This is a genomic window from Rhodobium gokarnense, assembly GCF_025961475.1.
GTDB classification, from domain to species: Bacteria; Pseudomonadota; Alphaproteobacteria; order Rhizobiales; family Rhodobiaceae; genus Rhodobium; species Rhodobium gokarnense.
The window spans coordinates 110,141-122,206 of record NZ_JAOQNS010000003.1; the positions used below are offsets into that span (position 1 = coordinate 110,141).

Consider the following 12,066-nt stretch of genomic DNA (forward strand, 5'->3'; position numbering starts at 1 on the left):
CTACCTCCCTAATCAAAAGCTCAAAATTGATCTCGAGCGCCTCTACTCCACCCGCCACGTATTCCCCGCATGCATCGCGCCGGCAAGCCGCGCGGCGGATTTGGCCATGGTGCCTTGGGGGATCGGCTGGCGGCCGATGAAGGTGGCTTCCGGGGCCGCGTAGATGACGCCGACGGGGAGCGGGGCCTCTAACGCCGAGAGCATCATGGCAAGGCCGTGGCTGGTCTCGTCGTGGACGACGATGTCGTCGAGCGTGACGCCGTCGAGGCCGATCGTCACCGGCTCCAGCGCATAGGTCTTGGGGTTGAACAGGATGCCCTTCGACTTGTCGGCGCCATAGAGCATGGGCTCGCCGTGGTGCAGCCACAGGAGCGTGTCGTCGATCTTCTTCTTGTCCTCCTGGTCGGAAAAGACGCCGTCATTGAAGACGAGGCAGTTCTGCAGGATTTCAACGAAGCTCGTGCCGTGGAAGGCGTGCGCCCGGGCGAAGGTCTCCGACAGAAGGTTCTGCAGCGCGTCGACACAGCGGGCGATGAACCGGCCGTGGGCGCCGATGGCGAACTCGATCGGATTCACCGGCTGGTCGAGCGTGCCGTGCGGCGAGGTCGGCGACAGGGTGCCGCGACGCGAGGTCGGCGAGGCCTGGCCCTTGGTGAGGCCGTAGATCTCGTTGTTGAGCAGCAGATAGGTGACGTCGACGTTGCGGCGCAGGAGATGCAGCAGGTGGTTGCCGCCGATGGCGAGCGAGTCGCCGTCGCCGGAGACCACCCAGACGTCCAGTTCCGGCTTGGAAATCTTGACGCCGGTGGCGACCGCCGCGGCGCGGCCGTGGATGGTGTGGAAGCCGTAGGTCTCCATGTAATAGGGGAACCGGGACGAGCAGCCGATGCCGGAGACGAAGACGGTGTTCTCCGGATTGCAGCCGGCCTCGGCCAGCGTCTTCTGCACCGCCTTGATGACGGAATAGTTGCCGCAACCGGGGCACCAGCGAACGTCCTGCGCGGACGCGTAATCCTTCGGCTTCAGGGCGACTTCTGCGGTCATGACGACATCTCCGAAAGCGCGGCGCGGATCGCCGTCTCAACTTCACCGATCTGGAACGGACGGCCGGCGACCTTGGTCACGGCCTCCACCGGCAACAGGGTCTTGGCCCTGAGAAGCATGGTGAGTTGGCCGGTGTTCAACTCCGGCACGATCACCTTCTTGAATCCCTTGAGGAGCTCGGGAAGGTTGCGCGGGAAGGGGTGGATGTAGCGCAGGTGAATGTGGCTGACGGACAGCCCCTCGGCGACGAGCTTTTCGACCGCATCGGTGATCGCCCCATAGGTCGAGCCCCAGCCGAGGACCGCGATGTCGCCGGTCTCCGCGCCGAGTTCCACCTCCTGCAACGGAATATCCTCGGCGATGCCGTCGATCTTGCGCATCCGCAATTCGGTCATGCGCTCGTGGTTCTTGGCGTCGTAGGAGACCTCGCCGCTGCCGTCCTGGCGCTCCAGACCGCCGAGGCGGTGGACGCCGCCGGCCATGCCGGGAACGATCCACGGCCGCGCCAGGGTGTCCGGGTCGCGCGCGAAGGGCTGGATGCCGTGGGCATCGCCCCGTTGCAGGCGCCGGTCCGGCAGGTCGGTGAGGCTCGGGATCTTCCAGGGCTCGGCCGCATTGGCGATATAGCCATCGGACAGCACGATCACCGGCGTCATGTATTTGACGGCAATCCGCGCGGCCTCGACCGCAATGTCGAAGCCCTCGGACGGTGAGCGCATGGCGATCACCGGCATCGGCGCATCGCCGTGCCGGCCGGCGACGGCCTGCAAGAGGTCCGACTGTTCGACCTTGGTCGGCAGGCCGGTGGACGGGCCGCCGCGCTGGACGTTGACGATGACGAGCGGCAGTTCGGCCGCGACCGCAAGGCCGAAGCCTTCAGACTTCAGCGCCATGCCGGGCCCGGAGGTGCCGGTCATGCCGAGGCCGCCGGCGTAGGACGCGCCGATGGCGGCGCAGATCGCCGCGATCTCGTCCTCGGCCTGGAAGGTGCGGATGCCCGCCTCCTCGCCGAGCCGGGCCAGCGTGTGCAGCATGGTGGTCGCTGGCGTGATCGGATAGGAGCAGTAGACCGGCAGGAGGCCCTGCTTCAGGGCGCCGGCGGCAAGGCCGTAGGCGGTGGTCTCCGCGCCGGTCGCCGTGCGGTAAAGCCCGGGCGCGGCCTTGGCCGGCTCGATGGTCACGGGCTCCAGCCCGCTCGGCAGAAGCGCCGTTGCGCCGAAGGCATAGCCGGCCTCGATGGCTGCGGAATTGACCGCGCGCACGATCGGCTTGGTGCCGAACTTCTTGTTGATCCACTCAAGGGTGGCGCCCTTTTCCCGGCCGTAGAGCCAGAGCACCAGGCCGAGCACCCACATGTTGCGGGCCTTCAGCGCGTCCTTCTTGGAGGAGACGTCGATATCGGGAATGGCGCTGACCGTCTCGCGGGTCAGCGTCGAGATGTCGACATTGAGGAGCCGGTAGTCGGCGAGTTCGTCGGCGTGGTCCTCGGACAGGGGATCGTGCTCATAGCCGGCCTTCTTCAGGCCCGCGGCCTTGAACGCGCCGGCATCGACGATGAGGACGCCGCCCGGCTTCAGGTCGCCAAGGTGCACCTTGAGAGCCGCCGGGTTGAAGGCGACGAGGCAGTCGAGCTTGTCGCCCGGCGTATGGATCTCCTGGGAGGCGATCTGGATCTGGAACGAGGAGACGCCGTAGGTGGTGCCGGCGGGGGCGCGGATCTCGGACGGGTAGTCCGGATAGGTCGACAGGTCATTGCCGGCGAGTGCTGCCTCGATCCCGAACTGGCTGCCGGCGGCCTGGATGCCGTCGCCTGAGTCTCCTGCGAAGCGGATGACGACCGCCTCGCGCCGTAAGCGGCGCCCTTCGTCCGGGGCGGTTCCGGCCGACGTTTGGAAATTCATGATGGACCCTCAATGCCTTGCGCGGCCTCCTCCCCAGGTGGCCTTCGCGTTGATCGCGTCGCCTGCATACCACCCGCAGGGCGCAACCGAATTGATGTGAATCACATACCGCATTTAAGGGAGCGGCTTCCCTCCTTCAAGGCGGTGTCGAACGTGCCGCAGCGGCAGCGCTTACGCCCCAAATGCGGCCATTCGACGTTGTCTCACAAATCCTTTCAAATTCTTCTAATGGCTCTTAAACGCAGGTCGCCAGCGCTTCAAGAGAGCGGCATTACTGACCACCGAGATCGAGCTCATCGCCATCGCCGCACCGGCCAGTTCCGGCGACAGGAAGCCGAGGGCGGCCAGCGGCACGCCGACGACGTTGTAGACGAAGGCCCAGAAGAGGTTCTGGCGGATCTTGCGCCCGGTCGCGCGCGACACGTCGAGCGCGGCGGAGACGAGCCGCGGGTCCGGCCGCATCAGGGTGAGGCCCGCGGTCTCCATGGCGATGTCCGTGCCGGTGCCCATGGCAATGCCGATGTCGGCGGCGGCGAGTGCCGGCGCATCGTTGATGCCGTCGCCGACCATGGCGACCACCCGGCCCTCCTTGCGCAGCGCCTCGACCCGGCCGCTCTTGTCTTCGGGACGCACCGGCCCCTGCCAGTCGTTGAGGCCGATATCGGCGGCAACGGACGCAGCAACACCGGCCGCATCGCCGGTCATCATCGTCGTCTCGATGCCGCGGCCCTTCAGCGCCGCAACGGCCTCGCGGGCCTCCTCGCGCACCGGGTCGGCAAGCGCGACGATGCCGAGGGCAACGCCGTCGCGGGCGACCGTGACGACGGTTTCCGCACTGCTTTCACGTGCCGCCAGCAGGGCCTCGACCGGCGCCATATCGACGCCGTTCTCGGCCATCAGGGCGCTGTTGCCGACCAGGACCGACGCGCCGTCGACGGTGGCGGAGACGCCCCGCCCGGCGATCGCCTTGAGGCCGGAGGATGGCGCCAGCGCAAGGCCCCGCTCCTCGGCGGCCATTACGCTCGCCTTGGCCAGCGGGTGCTCGCTGGAGCGGTTGGCCGAAGCGGCGAGCGCCAGCACCTCGTTGTCAGAAATGCCGTCGGCAGCTTCCACGGCCGTGACCGCCGGCCGGCCTTCGGTCAGCGTCCCGGTCTTGTCGAAGACGACGGTGTCGACCCGGTGCGCCACTTCCAGCGCCTCGATGTCCTTGATGAGGACGCCGGCGCGGGCCGCCGCCCCGGTGCCGGCAACAAGCGCCGTTGGCGTCGCAAGGCCGAGCGCACAGGGGCAGGCAATGACGAGAACCGAGACGGCCGCAACGAGCGCTGTCTCGAAGGTGCCGCCGGCGACCATCCAGCCCGCGAAGGTGACAATGGCGATGGCGACGATCACCGGCACGAAGACGGCGGCGATGCGGTCGACCAGCCGCTGGATCGGCGCCTTGCCGACCTGGGCGGTTTCCACCAGCCGGATGATCCGGGCAAGGGTGGTGTCCTCGCCGACGGCGCCGGTCGAAACCTCCAGCGCGCCGGAACCGTTGATCGTCCCGGCCGTGACCTTGTCGCCGACGTCGCGCGCAACCGGCAGGCTCTCACCGGTGACGAGCGACTCGTCGAGCTCGCTGGCACCGGAGGAAATCGTGCCGTCGACCGGCACCCGCTCGCCCGGCCGCACCAGGACGATATCTCCGGGCGCGACGCGCTCGATCGGAACGACCTCGGGCTGGCCATCGCGCAAGACGGTCGCCGTTTCGGGCCTCAGCGCCATCAGGGCGCGGATCGCGGCCGTGGTGGAGCGCTTGGCGCGGGCCTCGATCAGCTTGCCGGTGAGGATGAGGGTGAGGATGACGGCGGCGGACTCGAAATAGAGCGCTCCGGCCGCCGACGGCCCCCGCTGGATCAGCAGCACCAGCGAATAGAAATAGGCCGCCGAGGTGCCGAGCGAGACCAGCACGTCCATATTGGCCGAGCCGCCGCGCAGCGACTTGTAAGCGCCGATATAGAACCGCTGGCCGACCAGTACCTGGACGGGCGTCGCCAGGGCGAGCTGGACCAGCGCCGGGATATACCAGTCGAGCCCGAACGCCATCGCCACCATGGAGACGATGAACGGCGCGGTGAGGACGACGGAGAGGGCCAGGAGCAGCATCATGCGCCGCTCCTGGGCATGCCGCGCCTGTTCGGAAGCCTCTTCCGCTTCGCGCCGCTTGGAGGCTGCCGTCTCGGCTTTCTTGGCCGTGAAGCCGGCCTTTTCCACGACGGCGATCAGCCGCGCGGTATCGACCTTTGCTGCGGGCACCACCTCGGCGCGCTCCAGCGCCAGGTTGACGCTGGCCGAACCGACGCCCTCGACCCGCGACAGCACCCGCTCGACGCGGGCCGAGCAGGCGGCGCAGGTCATGCCGCCGATTTCAAGGGTGATGGGATCCGCGGGCGGTGCCGGCTGAACCGGCGTGTCGGTGCGGGCTTCGGCAATGGTCATTTCAAGGAGCGTCCCTGCCGCCAGTTGAAGAAGGAAAGGGGTATTGACGCTCAGATAGGTCTTCCAGTCACTGGAAGGTCAAGATGCGGGCGCAAGGCAAGACGCGACAAAAGGGAACGGCGCGGGGATGCGCCGGTCCCGAAAAACTAGTCCTTGTCGTGCCAGAACGGCCGCGTGTCGGCAAAGGCGTACCAGTCCTTGATGAGTTGCCGGTCGATTTCCGCCGCCCGCCGCTGGTGCCAGCCGAGCACCTGACCGCCGGCGAGCACCCGCCGACGCTCCTCCTCCGCCGTTGCCTCCGGCGCGCCCGGGATCGGCGCGGTCAGCCTCTCGATCATCGTCTCGGCCATGGCGACGTCGTTGAGCCGGCCGAGATCGTCCTGCAGGGCCGCAAGGCGCTTGTTGTAGCGCTCCTGCTTCTTGCCCGGGAACAGCCCGCCGAAGAACTCGACCGCATAGCGCATCTTCTTGACCGCAATCCGCACCCGGTGACGCTTTTCCGCCGACAGTTTCTCGAATTTCCTGCCCCGCTTCAGGAGCTTGGCGTGCAGCGTGTCGAGCGAGCGCCGAGCGAAGGCGACGACCGGCATCTTGGCGGCCTCCGTCAGCCCCGGCCGGGTCTCCATGAAGCGGCAGAGATCGATGAGGAGCGCGCCGTAGCGCTCCGACGACAGCGCCGCGGCCACCTCCTCATAGGCGGCGGCGCGCAGGATCTCGCCGCGGGCGATCAGCGCGTCGAGGAGGCTGGTGTCCTCCATCGTCGCCATTACCGGGTCGAAGAGATCGGCCTTCAACACGTCGAGATCGCGCGCCGGGCCCATGGACGAGCCGAGCCAGCGCACCTCTTCGCTCAGCGGTGTGAGGACATCTCCGTCGACGACATCCTTGAAGGTGCCGAAGGCCGAGCGCAGGCGCCGCGCCGCCACCCGCGACTGGTGCACGCCCTCGATGTGGCAGTTGACCCGCGCGCACTCGTCATTGGCGGTGAGGTGCGACAGGCAGGTGCCGACGATGGCCGACAGCGCCTCCCCGGCGGTCATCTGCGGATCGAGGTCGAGCTTTTCCGCCTTCGACCAGGGCTTCAGCTTGGACGCCGCCAGGCGATAGCCGGCGTCGGATTTGGAAAAGAGGTGCAGCCGCGTCGGCACCACCGCGTTGATCGCTTCGGCTTCGGCAAAGAGCGCGGCCGGATCGCCATCCTTGAGCTCCAGTTCCAGCTCGCAGAAATGAAGCCGCGCATCGCCGGCCATGATCGTGCCGTCGTCATAGGCCAGTTCGATCTCCGCCCCGTCGGCGGCAAATGTCCGTGTCTCGCGGGTCACTTCGGACGAGAACACCGGGGCGACGTCCGCCGACGTCAGCCCGCGCACGGGTTCAGGCAGCGCTTCGTCGATAACCAGGGAGGGATCCGGCACGGCGTCCGGCACGATCGCTTCCCATTCGGTCCGCGAAATGCCGCTGTCGCCGGGATCGCGCAGCTTGATGGTCTGGCGATAGGTGCTGCCGTCGTGGCGGATGCGCAGGTCGACCCCGAGGCCGCGCAGCGCTTGCTCCGCCGTATCGAAATAGGTGTTGTGGAGGGTCTTCTTCCTGCCCCGGCCGAGCTTCTTCCACCAGGCGGATTTGCGCAGGCGCGCCATTCTCTCCGGATCGATACGCAACTTCAGTTCGATCTCGCGCGGCGTCGTCATATGTCCCTCGGTCTTTTTCTTACGCGCCGACGGCCGGCACCCCGTTGCCCTTTCTAAGCGTTTCGGGGCGGCCCGTCACGCCCCCGGCGCATCGGCTGCGACCTTTGCGACCCTGCAAGGAAATAGGCGCGGCCCCTCGACAAGGCTCTGCGTTTTGGCCGACAGTGGCGGCAATCGAGGCCCGCCGGCACCGCCGGTCCCCATTCGGAGGCAGGAACCCCCAAAGATGGCCCGCCGCATCCTCTTCACCTCGCAAAAGGGCGGCGTCGGCAAGTCGACGCTCGCCCGCGCCGCCGCCGTCGCCCTTGCCGCCAGGGGCCGCAAGGTCCTGCTTGCCGATTTCGACGAAGCCCAGCAGACGGTGATGCGCTGGAACGCCCAGCGCCGCGCCCGCGGCCTGGAGCCTGAACTCGATGCGGCGGTGTTTTCCAAGAAGAAGAAGCTGCGCGGCGTCGACGATAGCTATGACGACATCGTCATCGACACGCGCGGCCACCACGACGAGGCGACGCTGGAGCTTGCCGGTGCCTCGGACGTTGTCTTCCTGCCGGCGAGCTTTTCCAGCGATGACCTCTTCCCGACGTTGAGGGTCGTGGCGAGCTTGCGCGAGACCGGCGTCGCGCCCGAGCGCGTTGCCATCGTCTTCTGCCGCACCGGCGGCTCCAAGCGCCAGGAGGAGCAGGCACGCTCGGTGCTGGAAATGAACCGCATCGCGGCGCTGTCAGAGGCCCTGCCGCAAAAGGACGGCTTCGTCACCGCCTACGCCACCGGCCGCACCGGCGCCGAGGCCCCGAACCGGTACCTGCGCGCCGCAGCAAAAGCCGTCGACGACGCCATGCTGGACTTCATCGACAAGGTGGCGGTGGAGAAAAAGCGCGGGAAGAAGAAGGCCGCGAAGGCCTGAGCGACAGCCTTACTTCAAATGCTCAACTAAACGCCGCACGAAGTCCGTGCCGGCCTGAAGCTGGTCGAGCGAGAGGAACTCGTCCGGCTGGTGGGCCTGGTCGATGGAGCCGGGCCCGCAGATGACGGTGGCGAACCCCGCCTTCTGGAACTGGCCGGCCTCGGCACAAAAGGCAGCGCCGCGCACCTCGTTGTCGCCGGTCAGCATGCGCGCCAGCCGCTCCGCCTCGTTCTCCGCCTCCGGCCTCAGGCCGGGCACGACGGAGCGGACCTCGATGTCGATGCCGGTCTCCGGCGCCACCGACCGCATCGCCGGCACCACGGTCTTGCGCACATGGGCCTCGAAGCGCTGCAGATAGGCTTCCGGGTCTTCCTCCGGCAGGGCACGGATGTCGGTGACGAAGCGGCATTCCCTAGCGACGATGTTGGACGCCGTGCCGCCGTTGAGGAGCCCGACATGGATCGTGGTGAAGGGCGGATCGTAGGCCGGGTTTTCGACGGCCGTCCCCTTCCCCTCCTCCATCATGTCTTCCAGGAAGGTGACGAGCCGGGCGGCGATCATGGTCGCGGAGACGCCGCGCGGGATCTGGCTGGAATGCACCGAATGGCCGGTCACGGTCGTCGTAAAGACCAGGATGCTCTTGTGGCCGGTGATCACCTTCATGGAGCTCGGCTCGCCGACGATGACGGCGACCGACGGCGGCAGTTCGGCCGCCATTTCCGCGATCATCTCCGGCGCACCGAGGCAGCCGACCTCCTCGTCATAGGAGAGCGCCAGGTGGATCGGACGTGACAGCCCCGCCCGCTTCATCTCCGGCACCAGCGAAAGCGCGATCGCCAAAAACCCCTTCATGTCGCAGGTGCCGCGGCCGAAGAGTTTTCCGCCCCGTTCAGTCAGCGTGAACGGATCGCTCGACCAGTGCTGGCCATCGACCGGGACGACGTCCGTATGACCGGAAAGCACGACACCGCCGGCCACATTCGGTCCGATGGTGGCGTAGAGATTGGCCTTGGAGCCGTCGGCGTTCGGGACGATCCGCGCCTCAATGCCGAGATGGGCGAGATAGCCGGCGACGAAGTCGATCAGCGCCCGGTTGGAGTCCCGCGACACGGTCGGAAAGCCGACGAGCTTTGCCAGCATCTCCCGCGGGGTCAGTTCCTTCATCATTGCCGTGACGCCCGCCGGGTCATATCCGGCCTTCTTCGATGCCGTGGCAGGCGACCAGTGTCTCGCCGTCCGCAAGCACCTCCGGCACTTCCTCGCGGCAGCGCTGGTTGGCGTAGGGGCAGCGCGGATGGAAGGCGCAGCCGGAGGGCGGGTCGATCGGCGACGGCAGTTCGCCCTCAAGCTGGATGCGCTCGCGGGCAAGGGTCGGATCGGCGATCGGCGTCGCGGACAGCAGCGCCCGCGTATAGGGGTGGCGCGGGTTCGAAAAAATCTCGTCGACCGAGCCCTTCTCCACCGCCCGGCCGAGATACATCACCATGACGCCGTCGGCGACGTGCTTCACGACCGAAAGGTCGTGCGAGATGAAGAGATAGGTGAGCTGGAACTCCTGCTGCAGGTCGTAGAGGAGGTTGAGGATCTGCGCCTGGATAGAGACGTCGAGGGCCGAGACCGGCTCGTCCAGCACGATGATCTTCGGCTCCAGCATCAGCGCGCGGGCGACCGCGATGCGCTGGCGCTGGCCGCCGGAGAACATGTGCGGATAGCGCCCGTAATGCTCCGGCCGGAGCCCCACCTGGGCCAGCATCTTCTTGGCCTTGTCCCGCCGCTCGGCGGCTGAGAGGTCGGTGTTGATGACCAGCGGCTCTTCCAGCGCCTTGCCGATCTTCTGGCGCGGATTGAGCGAGCCGACCGGGTCCTGGAAGACGATCTGCACTGCCCGCCGCAGCTTCCGGCGCTCGTGGCCGGAGGCCGAGAGCACGTCGATGCCGTCGATGGTCAGGTGCCCCGCCGTCGGCGGCTCGATCATGGTGACAAGCCGGGCGAGCGTGGACTTGCCGCAGCCGGATTCGCCGACGATGGCGAGCGTCTCGCCCTCTCCGACGGCAAAGCTCGCCTGCGCCAGTGCCTTCAGCTCGGCCGGCTTTGAGAACGGCCCGCGCGAGACCAGGTAGTGGCGCGCCAGATCGGTTGCTTCGATGACCGCCGTCACGCCGCTTCCTCCCCGTTGATCGGATAATGGCAGAGCGCCTCGCCGAGCTCCGGCCCGGTGCGGGGCGGCACCACGCGGCGGCAGCGCTCGTCGGCATAGCCGCAGCGCGGATTGAAGAGGCAGCCGTCGGGCTGGTCGCCGAGGCCCGGCACGACGCCGGGGATCTGCGGCAGCCGTCCGCGCCCGGCCCGCTCCGGCAGGGCGGCAAGGAGCGCGGCCGTATAGGGATGGTGCGGCGCCTGGAAGAGGCCGCGGATCGACTGGCGCTCGACCTGCTGGCCGGCATACTGGACGACGACCCGTTCCGCCGTCTCGGCGACGACGCCCATGTCGTGGGTGATCAGCACCAGCGCCATGCCGGTGTCCTTCTGCAGGCTGATCAGCAGCTCCAGGATCTGCGCCTGGATGGTGACGTCGAGCGCCGTCGTCGGCTCGTCGGCGATCAAAAGCTTCGGCTGGCAGGAGATCGCCATGGCGATCATCACCCGCTGGCTCATGCCGCCGGAAAGCTGGTGCGGAAAGGCGGAGAGCCGCTGCGCCGGCTCCGGGATGCCGACGGCTTCGAGCAGTTCGATGGAGCGCTTGCGCCGCGCCGACCGGTCAAGCCCGAGATGGGTCTTCAGCGCCTCGCCGATCTGGAAGCCGACCGTGAAGCACGGATTGAGGCTGGCGATCGGCTCCTGGAAGATCATCGACATGTCGCGGCCGATGATCTTGCGCCGCGAGCGCGCGTCGAGCTTCCGAAGGTCATGGCCGTTGAACGCCATCAGGTCGGCGGTGACGGTCGCCGTCTTCGGCAACAGACCCATCACCGCCAGCATCGCCACCGACTTGCCGGAGCCGGATTCGCCGACGATCGCCAGCCGCTCGCCGGTGTCGACGGAAAAGTCCACCGAATCGACCGCCCGGAACGGTCCCTGCGCCGTCTCGAAGGTGACGGAGAGATTGCGGATATCGAGGAGGGCCATCGCTCAGCTCCTCTTCAGCTTCGGATCGAGGGCGTCACGGAGGCCGTCACCAATGAGGTTGATGGCGAGCACCGTTGTCAGGATGGCAACGCCCGGGAAGGTCACCACCCACCAGGCGCGCAGGATGAACTCGCGCGCCTCGGCGAGCATCGTGCCCCATTCCGGGGTCGGCGGCTGGGCGCCGACGCCAAGGAAGCCGAGCGCGGCGGCATCGAGGATGGCGGAGGAAAAGGCGAGCGTTGCCTGCACGATCAGCGGCGCCAGGCAGTTCGGCAGGATGGTGCGGATCATCACCCGGAGCGGTCCCGCCCCGGCGACCCGGGCCGCCACCACATAATCGCGCGAGCGCTCCGACATCACCGAGGCCCGCGTCAGGCGGACGAAATGCGGCTGCAGGATGATGCCGATGGCGATCATCGCGTTCATCAGGCCGGGCCCGAGGATGGCGACGAGGACGAGGGCGAGCAACAGGCTTGGGAACGACAGGATGACGTCCATGATGCGCATGATCACGGTGTCGACCCAGCCCCCGAAATAGCCGGAGATGAGGCCTAAGAGGATGCCGCCGGCAAGGGCAATGGCGACCACCATGCAGCCGATGAAGAGCGAGAACTGGGTGCCGTAGATGAGCCGCGAGAGCATGTCGCGGCCGACGGCGTCGGTGCCGAGCAGGTAGTCGATGCGCCCGCCCTCCTGCCAGAACGGCGGCAAGAGCAGCGCGTCGCGGTACTGGTGGATCGGATCGTGCGGCGCCAGCAGCGGCGCCAGCAGTGCCACCACGACCAGCGCGACAAAGACGAAAAGGCCGACGACCGCGCCCCGGTTCTCGCGGAAATAGAACCAGAATTCCTTCAGGAGCGCGACGGTGGGGTTCTGCTGGGGCGCCGGGGCGGCGTCGGCGGTTCGATCGCTCATGGCG

Annotated in this window: 9 protein-coding genes; 1 reads left to right on the forward strand and 8 read right to left on the reverse strand. The window is 67.6% G+C overall.

The window, feature by feature from the left end:
* Window positions 1-42: 42 nt before the first annotated feature.
* From M2319_RS05685 to M2319_RS05700, 4 genes are all read right to left on the reverse strand, one after another.
* Entirely contained in the window at window positions 43-1,044 is a 1,002-nt protein-coding gene (locus M2319_RS05685) for a 2-oxoacid:ferredoxin oxidoreductase subunit beta (RefSeq protein WP_264600480.1), read from the reverse strand.
* Entirely contained in the window at window positions 1,041-2,945 is a 1,905-nt protein-coding gene (locus tag M2319_RS05690; protein ID WP_264600481.1) for a 2-oxoacid:acceptor oxidoreductase subunit alpha, read from the reverse strand. The genes M2319_RS05685 and M2319_RS05690 overlap by 4 nt, the downstream gene beginning before the upstream one ends.
* 225 nt (window positions 2,946-3,170) lie before the next feature.
* Window positions 3,171-5,426, reverse strand: a complete 2,256-nt coding sequence (locus tag M2319_RS05695; protein WP_264600482.1) for a heavy metal translocating P-type ATPase — start codon at window positions 5,424-5,426, stop codon at window positions 3,171-3,173.
* Between the two features lie 146 nt (window positions 5,427-5,572).
* Window positions 5,573-7,117 carry a CYTH and CHAD domain-containing protein gene (locus tag M2319_RS05700; RefSeq protein ID WP_264600483.1) on the reverse strand — a complete coding sequence of 515 codons (1,545 nt, stop codon included), beginning with the start codon at window positions 7,115-7,117 and terminating at the stop codon, window positions 5,573-5,575.
* A 226-nt stretch (window positions 7,118-7,343) separates the two neighbouring features.
* Here M2319_RS05700 and M2319_RS05705 point away from each other — a divergent pair, with 226 nt between their 5' ends.
* Window positions 7,344-8,021 (forward strand): ParA family protein, encoded by a 678-nt coding sequence (locus M2319_RS05705; protein ID WP_264600484.1) that lies wholly within the window; start codon window positions 7,344-7,346, stop codon window positions 8,019-8,021.
* Window positions 8,022-8,030: 9 nt separating this feature from the next.
* Here the strand turns inward: M2319_RS05705 and argE are convergent, their stop codons facing one another.
* Genes argE through M2319_RS05725 form a run of 4 tightly spaced genes read right to left on the reverse strand, consistent with a single transcriptional unit; the run spans window position 8,031 to window position 12,062 of the window.
* Window positions 8,031-9,188: an acetylornithine deacetylase gene (gene argE / locus M2319_RS05710; protein ID WP_264600485.1), complete on the reverse strand. Its 1,158-nt coding sequence runs from the start codon at window positions 9,186-9,188 to the stop codon at window positions 8,031-8,033.
* A 19-nt stretch (window positions 9,189-9,207) separates the two neighbouring features.
* On the reverse strand, window positions 9,208-10,179 hold the full coding sequence (locus tag M2319_RS05715; RefSeq protein WP_264600486.1) for a dipeptide ABC transporter ATP-binding protein: 972 nt from the start codon (window positions 10,177-10,179) through the stop codon (window positions 9,208-9,210).
* Window positions 10,176-11,147 (reverse strand): ABC transporter ATP-binding protein, encoded by a 972-nt coding sequence (locus tag M2319_RS05720; protein WP_264600487.1) that lies wholly within the window; start codon window positions 11,145-11,147, stop codon window positions 10,176-10,178. Before M2319_RS05720 ends, M2319_RS05715 begins: the two co-directional genes overlap by 4 nt.
* A gap of 3 nt (window positions 11,148-11,150) precedes the next feature.
* Window positions 11,151-12,062 (reverse strand): ABC transporter permease subunit, encoded by a 912-nt coding sequence (locus M2319_RS05725; RefSeq protein ID WP_264600488.1) that lies wholly within the window; start codon window positions 12,060-12,062, stop codon window positions 11,151-11,153.
* Window positions 12,063-12,066 lie beyond the last annotated feature (4 nt).

What these genes read in the sequence shown, in the direction of transcription:
- M2319_RS05690 (WP_264600481.1), bottom strand. Translation starts at nt 2,945, where the DNA reads ATGAATTTCCAAACGTCGGCCGGAACCGCCCCGGACGAAGGGCGCCGC.
- M2319_RS05695 (WP_264600482.1), bottom strand. Translation starts at nt 5,426, where the DNA reads ATGACCATTGCCGAAGCCCGCACCGACACGCCGGTTCAGCCGGCACCG.
- M2319_RS05705 (WP_264600484.1), top strand. Translation starts at nt 7,344, where the DNA reads ATGGCCCGCCGCATCCTCTTCACCTCGCAAAAGGGCGGCGTCGGCAAG.
- M2319_RS05700 (WP_264600483.1), bottom strand. Translation starts at nt 7,117, where the DNA reads ATGACGACGCCGCGCGAGATCGAACTGAAGTTGCGTATCGATCCGGAG.
- M2319_RS05685 (WP_264600480.1), bottom strand. Translation starts at nt 1,044, where the DNA reads ATGACCGCAGAAGTCGCCCTGAAGCCGAAGGATTACGCGTCCGCGCAG.
- argE (WP_264600485.1), bottom strand. Translation starts at nt 9,188, where the DNA reads ATGATGAAGGAACTGACCCCGCGGGAGATGCTGGCAAAGCTCGTCGGC.
- M2319_RS05720 (WP_264600487.1), bottom strand. Translation starts at nt 11,147, where the DNA reads ATGGCCCTCCTCGATATCCGCAATCTCTCCGTCACCTTCGAGACGGCG.
- M2319_RS05725 (WP_264600488.1), bottom strand. Translation starts at nt 12,062, where the DNA reads ATGAGCGATCGAACCGCCGACGCCGCCCCGGCGCCCCAGCAGAACCCC.